The 23,513-nt window shown below is 44.4% G+C and carries 23 protein-coding genes; 10 read left to right on the top strand and 13 right to left on the bottom strand.

Going from position 1 to position 23,513, the window contains the following annotated elements; all coding sequences use genetic code 11:
- Nucleotides 1–2 precede the first annotated feature (2 nt).
- Nucleotides 3–1,010: a mannose-1-phosphate guanylyltransferase gene (locus tag AS006_RS05835; protein WP_101513420.1), complete on the top strand. Its 1,008-nt coding sequence runs from the start codon at nt 3–5 to the stop codon at nt 1,008–1,010.
- Here the strand turns inward: AS006_RS05835 and AS006_RS05830 are convergent.
- Complete coding sequence (locus AS006_RS05830) at nt 985–2,094, bottom strand: MFS transporter (RefSeq protein WP_101513419.1); 1,110 nt, start codon at nt 2,092–2,094, stop codon at nt 985–987. The two genes, AS006_RS05835 and AS006_RS05830, sit on opposite strands and share 26 nt — an antisense overlap.
- 142 nt (nt 2,095–2,236) lie before the next feature.
- Here AS006_RS05830 and AS006_RS05825 point away from each other — a divergent pair, with 142 nt between their 5' ends.
- Nucleotides 2,237–2,479 (top strand): glutaredoxin family protein, encoded by a 243-nt coding sequence (locus tag AS006_RS05825; protein WP_101513418.1) that lies wholly within the window; start codon nt 2,237–2,239, stop codon nt 2,477–2,479.
- 21 nt (nt 2,480–2,500) lie between these two features.
- Here the strand turns inward: AS006_RS05825 and AS006_RS05820 are convergent, their stop codons facing one another.
- From AS006_RS05820 to AS006_RS09615, 3 genes are all read right to left on the bottom strand, one after another.
- Nucleotides 2,501–3,106, bottom strand: a complete 606-nt coding sequence (locus AS006_RS05820) for a TetR/AcrR family transcriptional regulator (protein WP_101513417.1) — start codon at nt 3,104–3,106, stop codon at nt 2,501–2,503.
- A 10-nt stretch (nt 3,107–3,116) separates the two neighbouring features.
- Entirely contained in the window at nt 3,117–4,787 is a 1,671-nt protein-coding gene (locus AS006_RS09620; protein ID WP_233185666.1) for an ATP-binding cassette domain-containing protein, read from the bottom strand.
- Nucleotides 4,788–4,895: 108 nt separating this feature from the next.
- Nucleotides 4,896–5,441 carry a hypothetical protein gene (locus AS006_RS09615; RefSeq protein WP_233185665.1) on the bottom strand — a complete coding sequence of 182 codons (546 nt, stop codon included), beginning with the start codon at nt 5,439–5,441 and terminating at the stop codon, nt 4,896–4,898.
- A 203-nt stretch (nt 5,442–5,644) separates the two neighbouring features.
- Here AS006_RS09615 and AS006_RS05800 point away from each other — a divergent pair, with 203 nt between their 5' ends.
- Nucleotides 5,645–7,642: a methyl-accepting chemotaxis protein gene (locus tag AS006_RS05800; protein WP_233185664.1), complete on the top strand. Its 1,998-nt coding sequence runs from the start codon at nt 5,645–5,647 to the stop codon at nt 7,640–7,642.
- Between the two features lie 13 nt (nt 7,643–7,655).
- Here AS006_RS05800 and AS006_RS05795 read toward each other — a convergent pair whose 3' ends face one another.
- The 3 genes from AS006_RS05795 to AS006_RS09605 form a co-directional block, all read right to left on the bottom strand.
- The gene (locus tag AS006_RS05795; RefSeq protein ID WP_233185663.1) at nt 7,656–8,123 is read right to left on the bottom strand and encodes a hypothetical protein; all 468 of its coding nucleotides are present in this window, start codon (nt 8,121–8,123) and stop codon (nt 7,656–7,658) included.
- 160 nt (nt 8,124–8,283) lie between these two features.
- A complete protein-coding gene (locus tag AS006_RS09610; RefSeq protein ID WP_233185662.1) occupies nt 8,284–8,553 on the bottom strand; it encodes a VanZ family protein in 270 nt (89 codons plus the stop codon).
- A gap of 36 nt (nt 8,554–8,589) precedes the next feature.
- Nucleotides 8,590–8,781, bottom strand: a complete 192-nt coding sequence (locus AS006_RS09605; protein ID WP_233185661.1) for a hypothetical protein — start codon at nt 8,779–8,781, stop codon at nt 8,590–8,592.
- A gap of 98 nt (nt 8,782–8,879) precedes the next feature.
- Between AS006_RS09605 and AS006_RS05785 the strand changes: the two genes are divergently transcribed.
- From AS006_RS05785 to AS006_RS05755, 7 genes are all read left to right on the top strand, one after another.
- Entirely contained in the window at nt 8,880–9,641 is a 762-nt protein-coding gene (locus tag AS006_RS05785) for a carboxylesterase (protein ID WP_101513415.1), read from the top strand.
- Nucleotides 9,642–9,643: 2 nt separating this feature from the next.
- Nucleotides 9,644–10,930, top strand: coding sequence for an MFS transporter (locus AS006_RS05780; RefSeq protein ID WP_101513414.1), 1,287 nt, complete (start codon nt 9,644–9,646; stop codon nt 10,928–10,930).
- 219 nt (nt 10,931–11,149) lie between these two features.
- Nucleotides 11,150–12,025 carry a DMT family transporter gene (locus AS006_RS05775; protein ID WP_101513413.1) on the top strand — a complete coding sequence of 292 codons (876 nt, stop codon included), beginning with the start codon at nt 11,150–11,152 and terminating at the stop codon, nt 12,023–12,025.
- Between the two features lie 66 nt (nt 12,026–12,091).
- A complete protein-coding gene (locus tag AS006_RS05770; protein WP_101513412.1) occupies nt 12,092–13,174 on the top strand; it encodes an ATP-binding protein in 1,083 nt (360 codons plus the stop codon).
- 36 nt (nt 13,175–13,210) lie between these two features.
- Nucleotides 13,211–13,648: an EAL domain-containing protein gene (locus AS006_RS05765; protein WP_101513411.1), complete on the top strand. Its 438-nt coding sequence runs from the start codon at nt 13,211–13,213 to the stop codon at nt 13,646–13,648.
- Between the two features lie 176 nt (nt 13,649–13,824).
- Nucleotides 13,825–14,121, top strand: a complete 297-nt coding sequence (locus AS006_RS05760; RefSeq protein WP_101513410.1) for an EAL domain-containing protein — start codon at nt 13,825–13,827, stop codon at nt 14,119–14,121.
- A gap of 159 nt (nt 14,122–14,280) precedes the next feature.
- The gene (locus tag AS006_RS05755) at nt 14,281–15,531 is read left to right on the top strand and encodes a Glu/Leu/Phe/Val dehydrogenase (protein ID WP_101513409.1); all 1,251 of its coding nucleotides are present in this window, start codon (nt 14,281–14,283) and stop codon (nt 15,529–15,531) included.
- Between the two features lie 26 nt (nt 15,532–15,557).
- Here AS006_RS05755 and AS006_RS05750 read toward each other — a convergent pair whose 3' ends face one another.
- From AS006_RS05750 to AS006_RS05725, 6 genes are read right to left on the bottom strand one after another with little or no spacing between them, the layout of a single operon-like run.
- Nucleotides 15,558–17,330 carry a DUF505 domain-containing protein gene (locus AS006_RS05750; RefSeq protein ID WP_101513408.1) on the bottom strand — a complete coding sequence of 591 codons (1,773 nt, stop codon included), beginning with the start codon at nt 17,328–17,330 and terminating at the stop codon, nt 15,558–15,560.
- 55 nt (nt 17,331–17,385) lie between these two features.
- Nucleotides 17,386–19,911 (bottom strand): hypothetical protein, encoded by a 2,526-nt coding sequence (locus tag AS006_RS05745; RefSeq protein WP_101513407.1) that lies wholly within the window; start codon nt 19,909–19,911, stop codon nt 17,386–17,388.
- Nucleotides 19,912–19,934: 23 nt separating this feature from the next.
- On the bottom strand, nt 19,935–20,414 hold the full coding sequence (locus AS006_RS05740; RefSeq protein WP_101513406.1) for a flavodoxin: 480 nt from the start codon (nt 20,412–20,414) through the stop codon (nt 19,935–19,937).
- A gap of 31 nt (nt 20,415–20,445) precedes the next feature.
- Complete coding sequence (locus tag AS006_RS05735) at nt 20,446–22,320, bottom strand: alpha/beta hydrolase-fold protein (protein WP_101513405.1); 1,875 nt, start codon at nt 22,318–22,320, stop codon at nt 20,446–20,448.
- A gap of 32 nt (nt 22,321–22,352) precedes the next feature.
- Complete coding sequence (locus tag AS006_RS05730) at nt 22,353–23,219, bottom strand: aldo/keto reductase (protein WP_101513404.1); 867 nt, start codon at nt 23,217–23,219, stop codon at nt 22,353–22,355.
- Complete coding sequence (locus tag AS006_RS05725) at nt 23,195–23,494, bottom strand: hypothetical protein (protein ID WP_199167430.1); 300 nt, start codon at nt 23,492–23,494, stop codon at nt 23,195–23,197. The genes AS006_RS05730 and AS006_RS05725 overlap by 25 nt, the downstream gene beginning before the upstream one ends.
- Nucleotides 23,495–23,513 lie beyond the last annotated feature (19 nt).

Genomic DNA, 23,513 nt, shown 5'->3' with positions numbered 1-23,513 from the left:
CGATGAAAGCACTGATCCTGGCTGGGGGATCTGGAGAAAGATTCTGGCCGTTTTCCACACCGGAAACTCCAAAACAGTTCCTCAAACTCTTTGATGACAAAAGTCTCATAAGGTGGACCTTCGAGCGCGTTTTGAAAAGGCTCAACCCGAAAGACGTGATCGTTGTAACCCACAGAGATTACGTTGAAAGAACAAAGGAAGAACTTCCAGAACTTCCACCGGAGAACATCATCGCAGAACCACAGAAGAAAAACACCGCCCCTGCGTGCTTTGTTGGAACAAAACTTGCCGAAGATGATGAGCCTGTTCTGGTCCTGCCGGCAGATCACAGAATACCAGATGTGGAAGAATTCTGGAACACGGTTAAGAAAGCTCTCAATGCTCTGGAAAAGTACGGTGGTCTTTTCACGTTCGGTATCGTTCCGACAAGGCCAGAGACAGGTTACGGATACATAGAAGCTGGGGAAGAACTGGAAGATGGTGTGCACGAGGTTGTTCAGTTCAGGGAAAAGCCCGATCTTAATACTGCAAAGAGATTCCTGGAAAGTGGAAGATTCCTCTGGAACAGTGGGATGTTTCTCTGGAAGGCAAAAGAATTCATCGAGGAGGTAAAGGTTTGTGAGCCTGCCATATACGAACACCTGAAGGATGTGGATCCGAGGGATTTCGAAGCGATGAAGAAAGCCTACGAGAAAGTCCCGTCGATCAGTGTAGATTATGCGGTCATGGAAAGGTCAAGAAAGGTTCGCGTTGTGAAAGCAAATTTTGAGTGGTCCGACGTTGGGAACTGGTCTTCGGTGAGAGAGATAGAGGGTTACACAGAAGAATCAGAGAATGTGGTACTTGTGGACAGTGAACGTGTTTTTGTGAAGATACACGACAAACCAGTAGCCATCGTGGGACTTTCAGATGTGATCGTGATCGATTCTCCCAATGGGATACTGATCTGCAAAGAAGAACACGCACAGAAGGTGAGAGAAGTTGTCAGGAAGCTCTTTCGTACCTCCTGAGAAAGAGAAAGACGAAAAGAGAGACGATCATCGGAACCAGACCAAAGATTCTGTAAGTGTTGATGAGACCGAGGCTCTCTGCAAAAATTCCACCGATGGACGATCCAACGAACGGTCCTATTCCCATAGCGACCCAGAAGTATTTTTGTGCTCTGATTCTTGCAGGGCCGAACATACGAATGAGCGACATCATGGAGTAATAGATCACGATGTAGGTCCAGCCCTGAAGCAACTGAACCAGCAAAAGAGAAAACGGAGAATCTGCCATGGTCACGAGTAGATTTCTAAGGCCAACAACAAACACTCCCGACGAAAGCAAAACCCCCACACCGAATTTTCCCACGATCTCATCGGCCCAGAGAAGAAACGGTGTCTCTGTGATAGCCATCAAAGAGAGTGCCAGACTCGCAAGAGAAATGTCGTAACCTCTCTCTTCTATTAGAACGGGCAGAAAAACGAAGTTGAAATTGTTCACAGCTATACCAAAGATCACCACCGGAAGAAGTAACCAGAAGAAGACCGGCAGGGGCTTTCTGCTCCTGCTCTTTTCCTCATCTCCCAGCTCAACCTCATCTACCTTCTTCAGGGTGAAAAATGTGAGTATCATGAGCAAAGTGAAGACCATGAATATCATGACGTATCCAATCCTGATCAGGGCACTCATCAACAGTGCCGTGAAGGAAAAACCAAACGTTCCAAAGAGTCTGATCCTGCCGTAGTTCATCCTCGACTGGTGTGTGATGTCCACGATCACAGACTCTGCAAGAGGTGCCGTCGCTGAAAAGAAAAAGGCAAAAACCGCCATGAAGAGAAGTTTCACATAGAAATCTTCGAAAAGAAACAGCCCCCACAGAAGAAATCCAGCAAAGAAAACCACCTTCTTCAACCAGTTCACCCTTCCAGCAGCGGAGGCGATCTCGAAGTTCAAATGGTTTGCATAAAGAGAAGAGATGGGCATGATTGCCATCAAAAGACCGATCTGGGATTTTGTAAGTCCCTCACTTGCAAGAAATTGACTCAAAAGCGAATAAACCGCCATCGATCCGTACACGAGAAATTCTATCGACATGAGTCTGTATCTCACAGAATCCCTCCTTGCACAGGAAAGATTGTAGCATGATAATTCGCATTCAGAACCTTTCGATTCTGTGAGAAACAGTTGAAAGTATCTCCAGTTTGTAGTAGAATAAATTTAGACCAAATAGGTAGAAAATGGAGGTGAGAAGGTGCAGCACCTGAAAATCAAAATCTACACAACACCGACCTGTCCATACTGCAGAAAGGCGAAAGAATACTTCAGATCCCTGGGATTGAAATTCAAAGAGGTAGATGTGACGAAAAATCCAAAAGAGGCAGAACTAATGGTGAAAAAGACCGGACAGATGGGAGTTCCCGTGATCGAAATTGGAAACAAAATAGTCATCGGATTCGACAAAGCAAAGATCGACAGACTCCTTGGAATATCCTGAAGAAGCGGGGGCATCCCCGCTTCACTCTTTCAACATACCCCTCTTTACGATCTTCAGCATCACCTTCACTTCTTCAACGAGGTTTTGGGCATCCTTCTTCAACTGATCCGGCCTTCCCTGATAGGTTCTGATGTACATCTCTTCGAACCCCTTGAAGAACCACATTAGAAACTTCAGTGCCGTTTCCTCATTCACACCTTCTGCCAGTTTCAGCTCCTTCAGCTTCTCTCTCACAAAATTGAAAAATTTTCCCTGTGTCTTTTCAAGATCAGTGAGGATCCTTCTTCTCAGGTCCTCTTTTACACCAACGAGCGTCACCAGAAAGCTAGTTTCTTCAGGATGATTTATGGAATACTCAAGTTTTTTCTCCAACCACCTTTCCATGAAATCGAAGATATCTCTGTTTTTGTTCTTTCTCATGAAGTTTTCAAACTCTCTCTGAAGTTTTTCCACCACCTTACAGTAGGCTTGGTAGTAAAGTCCTTCTTTGTTCCTGAAGTAATGAAAGATCAATCCCTTAGCCACCCTGGCCTTCTCTGCTATCTCATCCGTTGTGGCTCTTTCGTACCCTTTTTTCCCAAACACTTCTATCGCCGCTTTCAATATCGCTTCTTTTTTCGTCAACACGATCCCTCCATCAAACAAGAATGTCTTTTCGTGAGAACGAAACGATCGAGACGATCAGAAGTGATGCATTCACCAACACAAAGAAAAGTCCAGAGTACTCCGGAAACCCGTGCCTTATGATATTTGAAGGATCTGTGTAAGAAAAAGGTGTGAAGTACTTCAGAAACTCCGCAGAATCTGTGAGTTTTGATATCATATTCAGTACATACAGAACGAAGGTTGTACCAAGACCAAACGAGAGAGCACTGTCTGATCTCAGGGTGCCCACAAGAAAAGAAATGTTCATGAGAGTGATGTGAAGGACAGTCTGACTGAGAGCGAACACGATGAATTTATCCATTTCAATGGGAGATGAACTGTAGACGTTCGCAAAGAAGAATAAACTCACAAACAAAAGTGCGTCGAAGATGAGAACATGAATCAATGACGAGAGAAATTTCGAAAAAACAACCTCAGATCTTGAGACCGGTTTTGAAAGCAGAAATTCAATGGTTTTCTCGCTTTCCTCTCTTGAGATACTTCTCACCCCGGTCAGAGATGCAAAAACTCCTCCAACGAGTGTCACATAGATACTGGAAACCATCGCAAGATAGTTCATGATGTTGGAAAAGTCCATATCCTCCAGTCCGAAAAGTTTCACAAAGGCCTTCGGCATGACTTTCATCCACTTGGTTATGAGTTCTGTTTCTTTTGCCATGCTTGGATAGAACGCAGCGTACATGAACTGAAGAAGTATCAAGACAATTGTCCATGCGAGTGTACTTTTTATGTATCTCTTCAAATCCCATCTGAGGACATTCATTTTTTCTCCCTCCCTGTAATAGGACATGAAGATCTCTTCAAGAGAAGGTTCCTCCACCCAGAAATCAGATGGTTTCAGCTCGTGAAGGATTTCAATGAGCCTTTCGGTTGGTCCAGAGAAGAGAAACTCAGCCATTCCATTTTCGAACTTCAAACGACTCACTTCAGGTAGCTTTTTCAACGCTTCAAGCTTTTTCCCTCTGACCCGCACTATCTTGTACTTTTCTTTTTTTAGACCTTCCACACTCTCCACCCTGAGTATCCTACCGTCCTTTATCATCGCAACCCGATCGCAGAGTCTTTCCACCTCACTCAGGATATGGGAAGAGAAGAAGATCGTAGTTCCCCTATCCTTTTCATTTTTCAAAATCTCAAAGAACATGTTCTGAACAATAGGGTCGAGCCCGTTCGTTGGCTCGTCCAGAATGAGAAGTTTTGGTCTGTGCATCAAGGCTTGAACAATTGCTACCTTCTTTTTGTTCCCCATGGAGAGTTCTCTGATACGTTTTTTCGTATCAAGAGAGAAAAGACTGCATAACTTCCTCACGTAGTTTTCATCCACCTTTTCGTAGAAATTCGAAGAATATCTGAGAAACTCTTCCACCGTTACCTCAGAATAAAAACTCACTTCTCCAGGGATGTAACCCACTTTCTTTCTGATTTCTTTGCCTTCTTTCAAAACGTCTTTCCCAAATATGCGTGCTCGACCGGAGGTTGGAAAGATCAAACCAAGGAGTAACCTTATCGTCGTGGTCTTCCCGGCACCGTTTGGTCCGATAAAACCGAAGATCTCTCCTTCTTCAACCGAAAACGTCACATCTTCAATACCACGAGATTTTCCGTAGTACTTGGTGAGATTTTCTGTTTCAATGACAGACATCGTTCACACCTCCTGACTGACTGGTCAGTCATATTGTATCATAAATTGACTGATGAGTCAATCTCAAGAGTGAAAATTGACCTGCTCTCAAAAACAGTGAAGGAGTGTTCAGTAAAACAAAAACTGCGGGTACATCCTGACCTCAGTAGCGGGCGCTATAACGACATCTTTTGCCATGTAGATATAGACTGACCAGAAGTACTCCTGTCCAGAAACCTCTATCATTGGAAGAGAAAAGAACGTCTTTTTTCCATCTTCTGTTGTTCCTTCGATCGTCAGCGCGTAAACATTCTCCACGAAATCAGGTTTGTTAGTCAAATCCCAGGGAATGGCTTTGCTGTTCAGTTCGTTCACAGAAACTACGTTGCAACTAGTGAGTGTGGAAGGTACCATGAAACCGCAGAGCAATATCATACTGCTATCCAGGACCGTATTTACTACTTCTGAATCGGTTTCATCGCTATCTGGAACGTAGATAACCTCTCTCAAATGATAGTAATCAACAGAACTAGTTTCCAGAATGTACATAGCCTGATCAATTAGCTCTTGTGCTTTCTGTTTAATTCCTTCTTGCACGATTATACCTACAACACCTGTACATCCAACAAGGACTATCAGAAAAGCCGTAACGGTGATCAACAAATTTTTTCGCACGGGAAACACCCCCCTGTTAGTTTGGTCAATTATAACATATCTTTTGTTTTTTGTTATCAAAGGAGTAGAATACAGTCACTCACATCCGAGGGGGGATTCTTATGCGTAGAATGATCATTCTGTCGTTTGTCTTTCTTTCCTAATTTTGAGAAGATGTTTTTTTGTCGCGGCATACATATCAACAGAGGAGGTGTGATTCGATTATGAAAAACATGCCGGTTTTCTGGAAGATTTTTCTCTCGATACTCCTGATCATAGTTGTTCTGGTAGGTGTTTCCACCTATTTTATCCTCGACAAAAGAGCACGCACCATGAAATCATCTGAAAACACCCTCCTGTCACAGGCTGTGAACAGTGCCGATATATTTTGGAATTTCATACGTGGCTATACGCAGCTTGCCAACCTGATTGCAAACAATGAAAACGTGAAGGGCGCTTTTGAAAATGTAAACAACGAAGAAGAGTGGATGATAAAGTTGTTCAGATCTGTTGTGAAGTCCTACCCTGACATTACTTTTGTTTACGCTGGGTATAGGGACAAAAGAATGTACCTCATACCAGAAACCGAACTCCCGGCAGGGTACGATCCAACTCAAAGACCATGGTACAGAAGCGCTGTTTCCAATCCTGATAGAGTGGTGATAACCGATCCATACGCAGATGCTGCCACCGGCCAGACAATAATAACCGTTGCCAAAGCCATTAAAACAGATGGCAACGTTGTCGGCGTGGTTGGAATCGACTTTGACATCTCAAAACTCTCCGAAACGATTTTTGCGAATTCAAAAAGACTCGGTTATGAAAGCGGTGTGATAAACGAGAGAGGAATAGTTGTTCTCCACTCAAATCCAGAGCTGGTTGGGCTCGATGTTTCTGGCACAGATTTCTACAAGAACTGGTTATCAAAAGGAGAACGTGGTGTTTCAAGGTTCAGGTATGAAAAATTCAGTTCGGATTATTTGATGGCGGGTTTCAGAAGACTCGAAAACGGCTGGATCTTTTTCAACATCGTATCTGAAAATATTCTGATGTCCAGTGTGAACAGAGATATTTTAACAACATCTGTTGTCGTTGCCGGAATCATCATAGTTGTTCTGATCCTTGCTATAACGATTTCAAGAAGATATATTGCCTATCCCATATCCCAGATGGCCAAAATTTCGGAAAAAATCGCGTCTGGAGATCTCACAGTCCAGATCGATTACAAAGGTCGTGATGAATTAGGAAAGTTGGCCAACTCTCTGAACCACATGGTGGGTGCTTTGAAGGGACTTGTAACTCAAATTCACGATGAAGCCAAACTCCTAAAGGACACTGCCTCACAAGTTGCGGCTGCATCTGAAGAAACAAGCGCAACTGTAGAAGAACTTTCTGCCCAAATAGACACGGTGAACTCCAACGTGAACAACGCTTCTGCTGCAATAGAAGAAATGACGAGCGGTGTGGAAGAAGTGGCAGCGAGTGCTCAGAACGTTGCCAACTCCTCTCAGCGCCTCAACGAAGAGGCAAGCAAAGTGAATGAGTTGATCAAAGAAGGACAGAAGGCCATTGAGAACATATCGAACATCATATCCCAGACCAGAGAAAAAGCCAACACAACCTCAAGTGTAGTTGACAGGCTCTCTGAAAGCGCGAAGAACATAGGTGAAATAGTCGAAACAATAAATTCCATAGCAGAACAGACGAATCTCCTTGCTCTGAACGCAGCAATAGAGGCAGCACGTGCAGGAGAAGCCGGAAGAGGTTTTGCGGTAGTTGCAGATGAAATCAGAAAACTTGCTGAAGAAAGTAGGAATGCCACCCAGAACATAACAGAGATACTCAAAGGTATAATGGATGAGAGTTTACAGGCAAAATCCGCAACAGATGAGACAGTGCAAATAGTTGAGCAGGCTTCTCAGCAGTCTGAGATTGTGAGCGAAAAGTTCAATATGATCCTCGAAAGTATCACCAACATGTCTCATATGATAGAAAGCCTTGCTGCCAGCGCTCAGGAGCAGAGTGCGGCTTCTGAGGAAATGAGTAGCGCAATGGACGGTGCCAGTAAGTCCATGCTGAACATCGTCGATCAAATGAACGAGGTAACAGAGTCTGTAAGGCAGCAAGCAGAAACTATAGTGAACATAGCAAAAACTGCCGAAAATCTCGATGAAATGGCCGAAAGACTCGTTGAATCTGTAAGCAGATTGAAGGTGGAATGAATCAAAAAGGGGGTCACCCCCTTTTTGATTCGACAAGTTCCGTCATGATAACAAAGCCTCCCTGAAGGTACTGCACTCCAATCATCAGTCCTCTTTCATTCAATGTGGCTCTGAAACACTCCTGACCGTTGAAGTAAACAACGCTATCTACACCGTACTCACCCTGCTCGTTTTGCCAGACAAAATCAATCTCCGAGATTTCCAGGATCACATCTTTTTCCAGAAGTTTTGGATGTATGTAGAAAGGACCAAAAGAAGGAACTCCCATTATCTCAGCGGGCATGGACATCCCGGAAGAATACTGAATGAGTCTGTAGATCAAAATACTTCCCTGTGCGTTCAAAAGTTCGTAGCTGACACTGCCTGCGGGAGTGATCATTTCATATGCAGAAACGTAAATGTTGTAGGTGTGGTTTTCCTGGGAAACAGGGGGAAAGCCTTCGATAGCTGGCCAGTCGATATAAAGCAGAACTGATGCCACCTTCGTGCTGATAGACCACGACCAGGCCAGGTTTGACCCACTCAGGAACAGGGTATTCTCCTGGAAGAAGGAGCGAAAGATCTGTTTGGGAAAAACAGGCAACAGCTATTACAAGGATGATCAGAACACCGGCCATCTTCATACTATCTCCCCCTTACCGTTATTTCTTTACGGTCAACTTCATGACAAACCACACCAGAAGAGAAAAAAACACCCCGAACATCGCCCCGTTCATGTCGATGATCACATCATAAAGAGAAGAACCCCTGTTATGGAAACTCTGATTGTACTCGTCCAGAACGGCTATCAGCGTAGGAAAAGAAACTCCCATCAATATAGAAAACACGTACTTTTCGATGTAGGAGTAACTGAGCACAAAAGAAAGCACACCCATGATGAAGTACAAACCAAAATGGGCAAACTTTCTCACAAGATCCTCTCCAGAGGGTTTCTTTTCGGGGAACCACTATCTTTCAAGGAAATTTCTCAAATTCCTGTACCATTCCGTTTGAGTGAAATCCAAAGCGTTGTCCAGTCTTTTGAGAATCAAATAAACGCTTCTGGATTGCCTTCCAGAAACATCGGGAGACTGAGAAGAAAAGTAAAAAACCAGTCCTACCCAGATCGAAATCAAAAGGAACGGAAGGATCTTTCTCACACTACCACCTCGTATGAGATTTTATCATCGCTTTCCATCTTTGATAAATAAATGTTAAAATATTGTTGTCTTCAAAAACATCGAAGGAGGTGTCCCTCGTGGACTTTCCTCGCTGTAAAACCGTGAAAAAATCCCTTCCCATTTTCCTTGAAGGAGGAAGTGAAGGGGTTCTCTTCATCCACGGTTTCACGGGCTCTCCCCACGATTTTGAATACATGGCAAAAGAGGTGAACAGAGCAGGTTTCACGGTTTCCGTACCGAGGCTTCCAGGGCACGGAACGTGCGGTGAGGACTTTCTCATATCGACCGCAAAGGACTGGTTAAGACGGGCGTTCGATGCGTATTACGATCTTAGTGCGATCTGCGAGAGGGTACACGTCGTGGGGCTTTCGATGGGTGGTGTGATCGCTCTGATCCTTGCTTCTCAGATGAGCCCTCCAAAACTGGTCACACTTGCTGCTGCAACACATGTTTTTGACAAAAAGATAGCCCTCACACCCCTTCTGAAATTCTTTTCAAAGAAGATGCCAAGGGAAAACACAGAAAAATACGACGATCCAGATATCGAGTACTTAAGGAAAGAATACTGGTCCTACAACTGGCCAAAACAGGCAGCAGAACTCTACAAACTCATGAAACTTGCAAGAAAAAGTGTTGCAAAGATCACATCCGATACGCTCGTTGTTGCAGCAAGAAACGACAATATGGTTCCCATGAAGGCGGCTGAATTTATCTACAACAACATCAGATCAGAAAAAAGAAAACTCCTCGTTTTTGAAAGGTCCGGTCATGTTCTGAGCAACGATGTGGAAAAAGAGGATGTTACAAAGGCAGTCATAAACTGGCTGAAGGGGGAATGATGATGGCTGTGTTTTTCATTCTCATCCTCATGGTTCTTCTCAACGCGGACCAGATGGTGATGTCTCCAAACATCGGTGCAATAGAAAAAGAGTTTGGCATCACCGATGCACAGATAGGACTTGTTGCATCTTCATTCACGATAATAGGTGCTCTTGTGAGTCTTGTGTGGGGGTATCTAGCAGACAAATACAGCAGAAAAAACCTTCTCATATACTCCATACTCGTCGGAGAGATTCCGTGTCTCATGAGCGCTTTTTCTGGTTCTTACGGAGAGTTGTTTTTCTGGAAAGCGCTCACAGGGATAGGTGTTGGAGCATCCTTTCCCATAGTGTATTCCATGATCGGAGACATGTTCGACGAGGTGAAAAGAGGAAAGGTCGTAGCACTCATATCCTCTGCCATCTCCATAGGAAGTGTACTTGGCATGATTGTTGGAGGTTTTTTGGGACCAAAGTATGGCTGGAGAGTTCCGTTTATCGCAGTTTCTGTTCCCAACATCGTTCTTGCTATCTTATCCATTTTCATTCTGAAAGAGCCAAAAAGAGGTGCCTTTGAGAAGGGAATTGGAGAACTTGTTCAGTCTGGATACACTTATCCAAAAGCACCAAAGATCTCCGATTATGCGAAACTCGTAAAAGTGAAGACGAACCTTCTTCTCTTCCTTCAAGGAATAGCCGGAACCATTCCCTGGGGTGCCATTCCGTACTTTCTGGTGGAATTCTTCAGAAGAGAAAGAGCCCTCTCCGTTGAAACCGCAACACTTGTTTTTCTGGTGTTTGGTCTTGGAAACATCGTTGGGATCATCCTGGGGGGTATGTGGGGAGCTAACCTGTACGCAAGGGCGAAACCTTCACTTCCTTTGTTCTGTTCAGTAACAACCGCTCTTGGTGTTCTTTTCACTGTGTTCACCCTGGACTACACTGGAAATCTTGCAGTTCTGATGATTCTTGGATTTGTTGCCTCTTTCACGGCAAGTCTTACGGGCCCAAACGTGAAGTTTATGCTTTTGAACGTGAACGAACCACAGGACAGAGGAAGGATTTTTTCCATATTCAACCTCACAGATTCGTTGGGAACGGGCTTTGGAAAGTTCGCAGGTGGTATGATGTCTGTTGCCCTTGGCTCCCTTGGGACTGCTTTGAAGACCTCCGCTTATTTCTGGCTCATCTGTGCCGTTTTGCTCTTTGCTCTGGTGTTTTATTTCTCGAAGGATGTGGAAAGACTCCAGAAAGCTATGATGGAACTTGCCAGAGCTTCTTCAACATCACAAAGCCCTCAACAGCTGTGAGAAAGCCGAGAAGACGCTGAAGGATCACAAAAACTACTATCATAAAGATCATGAACACCTGAGAACTCGACGTGAATCTGAGAAAGTATGTTCAAAAACGATCATCCCGGTGGCTCCAGCGAGCGTGAAAAAACAGTTCCATCGGCATCAGAAAATCGTAGAGAAACACTCTTCGAGTGTGGAAAGAAAAATCGAATTAACGATGCGAGGAGGAATTGTATGCCACTGAGGGTCATCATAGCCGGGCTACTCTATTCTACTATCTTTGGATTTTCTTTTCTGTTCACAAAGAACGCACTCGATCATGTCTCGCCTTTAACGTTTCTTTCTCTTCGTTTTATCGTGGCTTTTCTAAGTTATCTCTTTTTAATGTCTTTTGGCTTCATAAGGCTTCAAAGAAAACCTTACTGGAAACTGTGGAAACTTGTTCTGTTTCAGCCTGTGCTTTACTTTCTGTTTGAAACCTACGGTGTTCAGAGAATAAATTCCTCGGAAGCCGGAATGATCATCGCTCTGATTCCAGTCGTTGTGAACGTACTTGCGATCTTCCTTCTGAAAGAAAAAGGAGATCTGCCTCACTACCTTCTGGTTGGCCTTGGTTTTTTTGGTGTTTCCTTGATCGTTGGGTTCAACATCACACCTGGAAACGTTTCTGGAAAGATCTTTATGTTACTCGCAGTTCTTTCCGGTGCAATGTACAGTGTTCTATCAAGAAAGCTCTCAAAAGAGTTCACACCGAACGAGATCACCTTTTTCATGATGATGACAGGTGCAATCTTTTTTACGATATTCAGCGTTGTAACAGGAGATTTCAAACCTGTTTTTAACTTCCATGTGATAACAGGTGCTTTGTATCTTGGTGTGCTCTCATCAACACTCGCCTTCTTTCTTCTCAACTACGCTATAAAGAGAGTTTCTCCCATAATCACCACACTCTTTTCCAACTTCACAACCGTGGTCTCTGTGATGGCGGGTGTTTTGTTCAGAGGAGAAAGGGTGGGAATCCAGCAATTGCTGGGAATGTTGCTGATTATAGTCTCTATACTCGTTTCAACAGTCCGCAGGAAAAAGGCATCATCCGATGAGGGAAAATGAACTTCTGATCCCGGAAGTAACTTCTGGTACCAGAAGTGATAAAATAAACCAGAGAGGGGGGATTCTTTGCTTTTTTCTCTCACACCAAAGGTCAGAAAGGAAGACCTGTTCGACAGAGAAAGAGAACTCAAAGAACTTGAAAAGCTCGTCGAAACCTACCCACTCGTTGTGGTAACAGGTTTGAGGCGAGTGGGAAAGTCCTCCCTCGTGAAGGTTTTTTTGAACGAAAAAAAACTTCCACATATAACGATAGATGGAAGAAAACTTTACGAGAGTTCTGGTGGTAACATTACCTCTTTACACCTTTCAAGATTTCTCGCAGAGGAACTCTCCAGGATCTCCCGATCTCAGAAACTTCTGAATCTTCTGAAAAGAGTCCGCGGGATTTCCATCAGCGGGACCTCTCTTCAGATAAATCCAAAAGAGTTCAGCCTTTCGGATCTGCTAGAAAAGCTCGATGAGATTTCGAAAAAAAGAAAAACAAAAACGGTGATCTTCTTTGATGAAGCTCAGTATTTCAGGTATTACGGTTCGCGTGGAGGGAAAGATATACTGGCACTCTTCGCTTATTGTTACGATAGTCTGGAAAGAGTACGTTTCATAGTGACAGGATCCGAGGTTGGTGTACTCCACGATTTTCTGAAACTCGACAGCTACGACTCTCCGTTACACGGAAGAGGAATCGGTTTTCTCACCGTTAGGCCTTTTTCTTTCGAGCAATCCGTGGATTTTCTCATAGAGGGTTTCAAAGAATTAGAAGAAAAAATAAACTTCGATCCAGAAGAAGTGGTGGGGGAAATAGATGGAATCGTTGGGTATCTGGTTTTATTCGGCATAAAGTATTTGGAGAAGAAAAACAAAGATGAAGCCATAAAGGAAGTTTTTCATACTGTGAAGGCTCTTTTTGAAAAAGAACTCGATGAACTGAAGCGAAGAAGTGAGAGATATCCGTTCGTTTTAAGACAGATTGCGAAGGGAATAAACACCTGGTCAGCGTTGAAAAACATCTTCCATGCAAAGGGCGACTTTATCAGCGATTCTCGTCTCTACTCTATTCTTGAGACTCTGGAAAAGATGGCCTTTGTGGAAAAAACGCAGAATGGTTACACGATAGTGGACCCAGTTTTCAAGAAGATTCTGACAGAGTAGGTCGTATATTGAACTTTTTGAAGGGGGTGATTGATTATGGGATCAATTGTCCCTAATTTCCCCTCTTCAGCGAAAAGAATCATCGTTTTCGTTCCTCACGCCGACTATCTCAATTACCTCCTTCATAAGTTCCAGGAAGTTTTTAAACACGACGTAGAGATTTCTTTCTCAGAAGACAACATCTCTTTCGAAATGAAATTCGATGAATTCATTGATCTTGCCCTTTCCTCAGAAGAATTTACAGAACTAGAAAAACAAAGAATAATGATACTCCCTCTAGAACTGGATGAAACGATCTCGTTGCGCTCTTTGAAAAAGATGCGAACATTCCAATATTGGCTTGATCTGAGAAAAGCTGACATTCTGAGATTTGTCCTGGAAAACGAATCTCTTGTGACCTACTTCCAACCTATTGTAAACACCTCAACTGGTGAAATATATAGCTACGAGTGTCTTTCTAGGGGGGTGGATTAGAATGGACAAGTGGTACCATCTGTTCGTCTGGTTGAACTGGCAAAAAGACTGGATGTACTTCTCGAATTGAGCGAACTTGCTATTGAAAAAGCTCTAGAAAACTCTCTCCCAGTGTCCTCCTCGATCCAGATTTCCTTTACAGAAGAATAGCAGATAAACTGGAATTAGAAAGCGAAATGGAGCATCTGGAGACTTCCGTTGTTGAACATTTGAAAAAGAAAAGATTCAAGATAGTCATAGACGATTTTGGCACTGGTTTTTCCTCTTTGAAAAGATTAGCAGAATTGAGGCCGGATATTATAAAAATCGATATGAGTCTTATCGGAAACGTTCATAAAGACTGGCTGAAACGTCATATGATCGAGGCACTGTTCTCCGCTGCCAGCAAATCTGGTATACAGGTGATAGCAGAAGGTGTTGAAACAACCGAAGAGTACGAAACTTTGCAAAAGATTGGTATCGAGTTGATGTAGGGATTTCTTTTTGCAAGGCCAGGACCAGATCCTGTACAGAACATTAATTTACCCGTCTGAACCTTCTCCCCCGAAAAATATTTTGCTTTTGTTTCGAAAAGTGATACAATAGGTAACGATATGGTGTATCTCGCATACTGAGATGAAAGGGGGAGAAGGATGTCGAAAAAGAGCCTTTACGAAATGGCAGTTGAACAGTTCAACCGTGCTGCTTCCCTCATGGATCTAGAACCAGACATTGCAGAGGTTTTGAGAAGGCCAAAACGAGTCCTGATCGTCGAGTTTCCTGTGAGGATGGACGATGGCCACATTGAGGTCTTTACCGGATATCGAGTGCAGCACAACATCGCACGGGGTCCGGCAAAAGGCGGTATTAGATACCATCCCGACACCAATCTAGACGAAGTTAAAGCTCTGGCGTTCTGGATGACCTGGAAAACGGCCGTGATGAACCTTCCATTTGGAGGTGGAAAAGGGGGCGTTAGGGTAGATCCGAAGAAACTTTCAAGAGGCGAACTAGAGAGACTCTCAAGAAGGTACTTCTCCGAGATTCAGATCATCATAGGACCGCACAACGACATTCCCGCACCAGACGTGAACACGAATGCAGATGTGATGGCCTGGTACATGGACACCTACAGTATGAACGTTGGCTACACCGCCCTTGGTGTGGTTACAGGAAAACCTGTGGATCTTGGGGGTTCAAAAGGTCGTGAAGAGGCAACAGGACGTGGCGTGAAGGTTTGTGCGGGACTTTCAATGGATGTTATGGGAATAGATCCAAAGAAAGCCACCGTTGCTGTTCAGGGTTTTGGAAACGTTGGACAGTACGCTGCTCTCCTGATATCTCAAGAACTTGGCTCAAAAGTCGTCGCGGTGAGTGACAGCAAAGGTGGTGTTTACAATCCAGAAGGGTTTGACGTGGAAGAGTTGATCAGGTACAAACTCGAGGAAGGCACCGTTTCCACCTATCCAAAGGGTGAGAAGATCTCAAACGAAGAACTTCTGGAGTTGGACGTTGATGTTCTCGTTCCTGCAGCCCTGGAGAACGCCATTCATGAAGGAAACGCAGAGAAGATAAAAGCAAAAATCGTGGTGGAGGGAGCAAACGGGCCCACAACACCTGAGGCCGATGAAATTCTGAACAGACGAGGAGTTCTCGTTGTTCCGGATATCCTTGCAAACGCCGGTGGTGTTACCGTTTCCTACTTCGAGTGGGTCCAGGACCTTCAGGAGTTCTTCTGGGATCTTGATCAGATAAGAACCGCACTGGAAAAGATGATGAAAGAGGCTTTCAGTGAGGTCATGAAAACAAAGAACAAGTACAGCACCGACATGAGAACAGCGGCTTACATTCTCGCCATAGACAGAGTGGCCTACGCCACGAGGAAGAGGGGAATCTATCCGTGAAAAAAGCCCCACCGAACGGTGGGGCTTTAAAATTCAGCCCAGGGATATTCTTTCTTTGCGAGTTCATCAACCGCCTGAAGAAGTGCTACTCCTGCCTCAGTCAGAGCATTTTCCGAGATGAACCTGGATATCCTGGCAAGGTTCAACGCATCGTCGAAGGTTTCCGGATCAACTCCGACTTCTTCTTCCACCGCCTTCCAGCTTTCCGGGTTTATCCTGATCCTCTTTTCTCTCATCTGAAGACCACCGTGCGTTCTTATAGCCTGAAGAAGTCTTATCACAAGGGGTGTGACAGGAGCTTCTACGTCATCAGAAGCGGCTGACAGAGCTCTCTTCATAAGCTGACCAGCGTCTGTAAGCGTGACAAGACCGGTGGGCAGAATCTCCACCAGATTCTTCGCTTCAAGGCTGTCGAGTGCGATCCTTTCTTCCTCGGACAGATCGAGATCCTCAACGAATATGCCCGCTTTGTAAGGTACCTTCCTGAGGACTTTCATCTCCACATTCGTTATGAGGGGTTTTCTTTCCACCTCCACAGAAAGTCTCGCGTAGAGAAGGCCAGAAGACGTTGGTGCAGCGTCGCTGACGAGTCCTTCCTTTTTTGCCTGTTCGTACCATTCCACGTTCGGCGCGGCGAATTCTTTTCTCGTCATGGTTATGGATTTTACACCGGTGGCGGAAATGCTCCTCAGTTTCCTTTTCTGATCCTCGAGTACCTCTTCACCGTAACTGGTTAACTCGTACACGAGCGTTCTTCTTGCACCGTCTCTGTATTCTCTGGATCTCAAAAGACCAAAGCCCTCCAGGTTGTAAAGTGCAAGTTTCACCGTGAGATCTTTTCTTTTCCATTCCCAGTCCACTTCTTCCTCTATCTGTTTTGGTTCCGGGAACACGTCCCTGTCTTGCTCGTTCCTTTTCCAGAGCTTCTCGATCAACATCAGCAGTCGTGCTTCATCTTCGGATATCTGGAACGCTGGAGTCATCAGATAGGGTCCTTTTCTGTATATCTTCCAGGCAAGATAGAGGTGTTCTGCCATCGGATGAAGGCTTCCCGTCCAGTCAATGAGTCCTCTTTCCAGAAGAACGTTTTTCTCGAAATCGCTCAATTCTTTTCCTTCGCAGGCTTTTGCAACTGTGTCCAGAACGAGTTCATCGAGGATCACTTCATCTGTCACAACGAGTCCTTTCCTGAGAGCAGCTCTGATCTGCTGCCCGAGCCCGGTGAGAGCGTATACATCAGATTTTGGAACGGAAAAAGCGATCATCCTCATCGATTCAAGTTGAAAGAGTTCGTTTTCGCCCACTGGAAGTTTACTCGACTCACCAGGTCCCTCCACCATTTTTCTCAAATATTCCGCTACTTGCGAATTCACCACGATCCTCGGTTGGGAAGCGTTGTAGATCTCATCTAGCGTATAAGCGTGAGGTGTAAGGGTTCCTTCCTTCACAAATCCCCGCTCTTCCAGAGCCTCGGCAATCTCTCCCTTCACCCTCGACTGGGCAAGTTTGGAGTATCTGATCATGGAGATCACTTCAGATCCGATCCATCTGAACGAGTCGTCCCATTCCTCTGGATCTTTCAGAACGCCTTCTTTGATCATGTTCGTGAGGAGTTCCCCGAGGATGTTTCCTGAGAACGTCAGATCGTACATCTTAACACCAACGGGTTTGACCAGGCCGGCAAGTTCAAGATGCCACAGCGTTCCTCTATCGAAAGCTTCCCAGTCACTCACACTGAACTCCTCTCCCTTTTCGTAGAGCCTCTTTAGAACGACGGCGTGTCTCTTTGTTATGACCATCCCTGCCGCCTCCTTTCCGTTGTGACATTGTGGGTCTTTTCTAATAAATATTTTATCACTTAAGATTGATGAAAACCGGAAAGGAGGGAAATCCGTTCGGGCTGAAACTGAAAGCGACGTAGAAGGCTGGATTCATCGAAGAGGAGAGAAACACCCCGGCAGTTAGATAGAATTTGAAGCCCTTCGTGTAGGTCTCCACAAAGATGTGATCGTAAAGAGCGTTGACTCTCTGGCCTCCATTCAGTTCAAGAGATGTTATACCGATCGTGTTTCCGGTGTTTTTCACAAGGACAAGTCCGTTGAAGAGTTCTGCACGATCTTCAAAGAGTGTCTGTGCCAGCGATATATCATAGTTTAAAGTGTCCAGATCTGCCAGCTGAAGGTTAAATCTCACAGAAAGACTGCTTTCTTTCCCCAGGGCGATTTTCAGCTCGTTGAAAGAGTAAAGGCTGTCCAGTGTAAAGAGATTTTCGATATCTTCCGAGCTGAACGTAAGGTAAGTCCTCAGAGAAACTGGAAGATCAAAAAGATACGTTTTTAACCCAAGACCAGCTCCTACGTTCTTTGATTTCACGTTTGGAATGACGTCCAGCGGGTTTGAAACACCAGAGCCGATCGAGTCAAAACTCATTCCCAGACCAAGTTCCAGTTCAGAAGATGGAGAAAGCATCAACTTTCCAGCGTTTACAGAGAGTCCAAGGCTGTAGATTCCGTGTGGATAGACATAACTTCCATAGGCCGTGAAAGAATCCTTCACCATAGAAAATCCGACGTACTTGCTGAATCCGTCTTTCGAGTTCACGTTCGGCATGAGAAAGAACTGAACATCGTTTTCCACGCTGGAAAAACCGAGAAGAAAAGAAAAGTTGTGAACCACTTCTTTCTCTCTCACTTCTGGTAAGTACAGAGACACGTGTAGAACGGGCCTGAGAAATTTCTTTATCCTGAACGAAGTTTCGTCAGAGGCGGTAAAGATAGTCTCTTCCTTTGAAAAGTGATAATCTTCTTTGCTTGTTTTCAGGGGTTTCATTTTCAGGCTCTTTCTGTACACACCCATTCCACCTGTTTTTCCATACGGGACATAGCTGATGTAGTAAAGAGTGTCACCTTCAACCAGGAAATCACTGAGAAGAGTTTTCTCTGCCAGAGAATACAGCCTTTTTTCCTTCAGATCGTAGTAGCACGGTATAGTATAGTCACCTTTTACCTGAACGAAGATCACACCGTCTCTCCAGAAGCGAACGTACGGTCCCTTCATCTCCGGTGTGTTGATTTTTGAAACTTCCCTTTTTGTTTTTCTGTCCAGAACGATGATTTTGTTGTCGAGCGTCAAAAGTGCGATGTAGTCTTCAGAGGCGTCCATGTACCTGATGAACCCATCGAACACGTACTCAAACTGTGGTCCTTTTATTCTGCTTTTCATCGATTCTGTATCGTAGAAAGAAAGATAAACTCTGCCATTTTGAACGGCAAAAGCGCTTATGTTTCCTTTTTCGATGATCTTTTTCTCTGTCACATTCCAGAGAACGTTTTCGTATCGATCAAAAGAACGTTCTTTGCAGAGGGCGTAGATCCTTCCATCGTCGTACTTCACATCGATTGCGTTTTCCAGAGGTATCTCCTTTGCTTTCTTTCCATCAAAATCGATGAACCTGAGCGATTCTTTTTTCATTCCCGTATAAGAGGTGAAAGAACCGTACTCTTCACTCAAAACCACAAGGTTGTTTTCGAAGAGGTCAAGTTTGTAAAGCCTTGTGTTCTCTGCTGTGTGAATCAGATCTCCCTGATCGTAGCTGAGATCTGTGAGGGAGAAGATCCAGTCCGTGTAAATCTCGTTCAAACTCTTTCCGAAAACCTTTCTATAGGCATCACCACTTGCTATCTTTGACGACTCACGGAAGAACTCCTTCACCTTTTCAAGGCCATATGTTTCTACAAGGTACTCGTAAAACCCCCCGGTGAAGTTGTAGTAGAGAAGATCTCTCCGATAGTCGTCTTCTGGTACTATCTCACTGTAAGAAGGAGAGGGAAAACTCGAAAGGGAGTAATAAAACAATCCATCCGAATAGAAAGGGTTGTTCAGTCTTCCGGAAGAGGGAGAAAAATAGCTCTCGTTGAAAAGAGTAACTCCTTCGATCAACCCACTGAAAAGTTGTGGATAAAGGGGAAGTCCTGTGAGCTCTGTGAGAGTTTTCTCCAGATCACCCTGGTAGGTGAGATGGCACATGTGCGAGAACTCGTGGATCAGAACGTAGGTGTACCAGTCTTCGAGCGGAAGTTGAAAGTGCTTCCAGCCCTCTGGTGGCCACGGGTAGATCACGATCGTTCTGTGAAAAAACGGCATCGTGTAGCCGTTGGAGACTGTGCCCCTGTCTTTGAGAACGATCGTTATCCGCCCGGGATCGTTCCCGACGAGTTCTATCACTTTCGGTCTTATCGTCTCAAAGATATTTCCAACAAGAACGGCATTCTCGTAGTATCCTTTCGGATAGACGATGTCGGCGTGTTCAAAGTGAAGAACACCCGCAAAAGATGAAACAACAAGCACAAAGGCCATCAGAAAAAACGTTCTTTTGATCATTTTTGTTCCCCCAGGTGCGTTCATCAGTTCGATTCTAGCACCTTTCTGACCCAGTCTGAAACTACCCTTTCGAGATCTCTTCCCCCATCGTAATACACAGCAAGTTCCATCAGAACCTTTGAACCTGGGCACATTCTCTTTATATCCTCCACGATTCGCTGTTTTCCTCCCCCTCCATGGCTGATGAACGGAGCAATCTTCTTTCCAGAAAGATCGTACTGGGAAAGAAACGTGGCAACAGGTGGTGCCACCGTTCCCCACCAGTTCGGTGTTCCAAGAAAGATGACGTCATACTTTTCGACACCTTCAATTTTCGTCTTCAAGGGAGGTTTGTAGCCTGTTTTTATCTCTCCTTTTGCCTGCTCGACAGTTTCCCTGTAAGAAGAAGGATAGGGCCTTTCAGGAACTAGTTCAACGATGTCTCCGCCTGTTATTTCCTGGATTAACCTTGCTATTTTGCGAGTATTTCCAGACCAGCTGTAGTAAACTATAAGAGCTTTCATATTTTCATCTCCCCATTTCAGTTTGGAACGATCATCGTGTCATGTGTTTTTCCCAAAACCTTACAGCATCATATATCCAGCCTTCAGCGATAGTTCCTTCCCCAAGACCAAATCCATGTGGAAGTCCTGGAAAGATCGTTATTTCCGCATCGGTTCCATTTGCTTTAATCTTGTTGATTCTATCTACCATCGTCTTATATGGCACGATCGCATCATTCGTTCCCACAACTGCAAATGTAGGAGGTTCTCTTCCCGTCACTTCCGACAGAGCAGTATACTGCATAACAACAATCGCTGGGTGCGGATATCTCTTTTCTCCAAAGCTTTCGGTCCCGTAACTTCCTACCCACGCCACCACACGTGCTCCGGCAGATCCTCCCCAGAGAGAATAGTCCTCCATATCTATTCCGATTTCGCCGGCGTTTTCATGCAAAAAAGCAATCGCCCGAGCAAGATCTTCACAGGCTGCCTGCGGATCTGGACGATAAATTAAAGCGAACGCGTTGTACCCCATTTTGCTGAGCTCAAGAGCATGTGGAAAACTGTCCTGCATCGCACCAACATACGCAAATCCACCACCCGCAACGATGATGGCCGTTTTTGCACCCTTGTTGCCGCGAAAGAAGAACAACCCCGTGTTCTCTTTGTCAGGATCCCGGACTTTTTCTTCATCTGAATAAATGTCGTAGAAAATTGTATCTCCTGACTCGACACGTTTTTTCAAGTAATTAACGATTTCCACTGTTTTATTCGGATTAAGTTTGCCATACCATGTCAGGGAGAGCTCACCAAGGGTATCTCCACTGTAATACCTTTTATCCGTCGGGAAAAGAAGCCTTCCGAACTTTCCAAAAGACGGATCTTTTATCACATCTTCAATTTTTGTGTCTGTAGTGAAAGGTTTAAAGGATTGATCATTTTTCGAGACTTGCCGATTTTCTCTTTGTTTTTCCTGCGTCTTTTCATCACCTCCCCAGAATACTTTCAATCCGTTATAAATGTATTCCATTGCAGCTCGCATATCATGAGAATATCCATCCTTAACGCGAAACGCAAAATTACCATCAGGACTTTCATCGAAATCAATGAAATAAGGGGATTTTCTCATACGATCCACTCTGGCTTTATCATAGGCATACGCAAAGTCGTTGGTTCCTGTCATCACAAAAACAAAATAATCATTCGGATCACGTCCTTCGGCAGAAGCAAAAATTTCTTCATCGTTCAGAGTTGTTCCACAACTCATTGGCAAGAAATAGCGAAAGTAATCGAGAGCGTAACGGAATATCCTCCACGTTGCAACCGCCCCCATAGAAAATCCACCGAATCCACGATGATCACGGGAGGCGATCAAATTTTCTTTAGATGTACTTTCAGCGTAAGTGCTGTACGTTCCTTCGACTGCAGGGATCAAATCGTTCAATAATTCATTAGGATAATTCCTCGTCAATTGCATTGCAAGAGAAAAATTAGCAGAATCCAATCCATTCTCGTTCGTGTTGTTATAAGTTGGGCATACTATGATCAACGGTTTGATCTCACCTGCGGCAATTGCATTATCAATGACATTTTTTAAGGGAGATGGTTTCTCAGGAGTTCCAAGCATAGAGGTCTCATCACCCCAACCACCATGCATAAGATAGAACACATCGTATTTTTGGTTTTCGTTGTATCCATACGGAAGATACACAATTGCGCGTTTTCTAATTGGTCTTGATTTTTCGCTATAAGAAAAAGATTCATAGGTGTCATAATATAACTCTGTCAGCGTTCCAGGTTGTTTCGAAGGTTTAAAATACTCATCGGGAATTTCTTTTAGTTTCTCTGGAATCATAACATTTCTACCGTGGGCAACGACCAGAAATATCGTAAACATTATCAATACCGTAATTGCTCTTCTCTTCATCCCCCACCTCCAAAACGAGATGTCGAAACGACTCATTCTGGCAGCTTGAAACTACTCAATCGTTTTACCTGTTCGGGATCCCTGTGCGAGAAGAACAAACTCTTTCCGGTGTCCAGCGAGGAGATCTTTTCCATGTCCTCCTGATCTAATTCAAAATCAAACACACTGATGTTTTCGATCATCCTCTCTTTTCGAACGGTCTTTGGAATGACCACGATCCCATTCTGGATGCACCATCTTAAAATCACTTGTGCAACGGTTTTTCCATGCTTTTGGGCGATCGATTTTAAAACTTCGTTTTCGAATATGTTGTTTCTTCCTTCTGCAAAGGGTCCCCACGCTTCAGGTTGAATGTTGTAATTTCTCATAAATTCGATCTCCTCCTGTCTCTGATAAAACGGATGTATCTCGATCTGGTTCACCGCCGGAACTATCTCGTGATGAACCATCAGATCCATGAGTCGATCAGGATAGAAATTGCTCACACCTATGGCTCTTACAAGTCCACTTTTGTACAGCTCTTCCATGGCTCGCCAAGCACAGTGCACATCTCCAAAGGGTTGATGAATCAAGTAAAGATCGATGTATTCAAGCTGAAGCTTCTTCAGGGATTTTTCAAAAGCCCTCTTTGCAGACTCATATCCTGCATCCTGTATCCAGAGTTTTGTGGTGATGAAAAGTTCTTCTCTTGTTGTAATTCCTTCTTCGATTGCCCTCTTTACAGCTCTGCCCACCGCTTCTTCATTCATATAAGCCGCTGCAGTATCGATGAGCCTGTAGCCTACCTTGATAGCTTCATACACACATTCTTCGGTCTGTTCCGGAGGTATTTGAAAAACACCGTATCCAAGAATGGGCATTTCAACACCGTTGTTCAGAGTAACTTTTGGAATTTGCATACCATCACCCCCTGTACAGTTCGTATTGCCATCTTCAGTATCTCCACGATATCGTCTTTACTGAACGGTGGAACTCCCGGCAGTCTTCCTTTTTCGTCACAGAGTACCTCAAGAGTTTTCTCAGTCCAGTGATAGAGCATATCTTCTGTGATTTCTCCAATTCCTAACTCGGATAGACGCGTTGGACATCCAATCGAGCGCAGAAATTTCTCAAACCTGTCGATGACTTCCATAACCACTTCTAGCTTGTCTCTACCTTTACCTATGACAAGCAACGCCTTTTTCCGTACTTGC

Source organism: Thermotoga sp. SG1, assembly GCF_002865985.1.
Lineage (GTDB): Bacteria > Thermotogota > Thermotogae > Thermotogales > Thermotogaceae > Thermotoga.
This window is presented reverse-complemented; position numbering and strand designations above follow the sequence as displayed.

Bases quoted from the DNA above. Each gene is read 5' to 3' on its own strand.
- AS006_RS05835 (WP_101513420.1), top strand. From the start codon at position 3: ATGAAAGCACTGATCCTGGCTGGGGGATCTGGAGAAAGATTCTGGCCG.
- AS006_RS09620 (WP_233185666.1), bottom strand. From the start codon at position 4,787: ATGTCTGTCATTGAAACAGAAAATCTCACCAAGTACTACGGAAAATCT.
- AS006_RS05800 (WP_233185664.1), top strand. From the start codon at position 5,645: ATGAAAAACATGCCGGTTTTCTGGAAGATTTTTCTCTCGATACTCCTG.
- AS006_RS05780 (WP_101513414.1), top strand. From the start codon at position 9,644: ATGGCTGTGTTTTTCATTCTCATCCTCATGGTTCTTCTCAACGCGGAC.
- AS006_RS05775 (WP_101513413.1), top strand. From the start codon at position 11,150: ATGCCACTGAGGGTCATCATAGCCGGGCTACTCTATTCTACTATCTTT.
- AS006_RS05765 (WP_101513411.1), top strand. From the start codon at position 13,211: ATGGGATCAATTGTCCCTAATTTCCCCTCTTCAGCGAAAAGAATCATC.
- AS006_RS05760 (WP_101513410.1), top strand. From the start codon at position 13,825: ATGGAGCATCTGGAGACTTCCGTTGTTGAACATTTGAAAAAGAAAAGA.
- AS006_RS05755 (WP_101513409.1), top strand. From the start codon at position 14,281: ATGTCGAAAAAGAGCCTTTACGAAATGGCAGTTGAACAGTTCAACCGT.
- AS006_RS05750 (WP_101513408.1), bottom strand. From the start codon at position 17,330: ATGGTCATAACAAAGAGACACGCCGTCGTTCTAAAGAGGCTCTACGAA.
- AS006_RS05745 (WP_101513407.1), bottom strand. From the start codon at position 19,911: ATGATCAAAAGAACGTTTTTTCTGATGGCCTTTGTGCTTGTTGTTTCA.
- AS006_RS05740 (WP_101513406.1), bottom strand. From the start codon at position 20,414: ATGAAAGCTCTTATAGTTTACTACAGCTGGTCTGGAAATACTCGCAAA.
- AS006_RS05735 (WP_101513405.1), bottom strand. From the start codon at position 22,320: ATGAAGAGAAGAGCAATTACGGTATTGATAATGTTTACGATATTTCTG.
- AS006_RS05730 (WP_101513404.1), bottom strand. From the start codon at position 23,219: ATGCAAATTCCAAAAGTTACTCTGAACAACGGTGTTGAAATGCCCATT.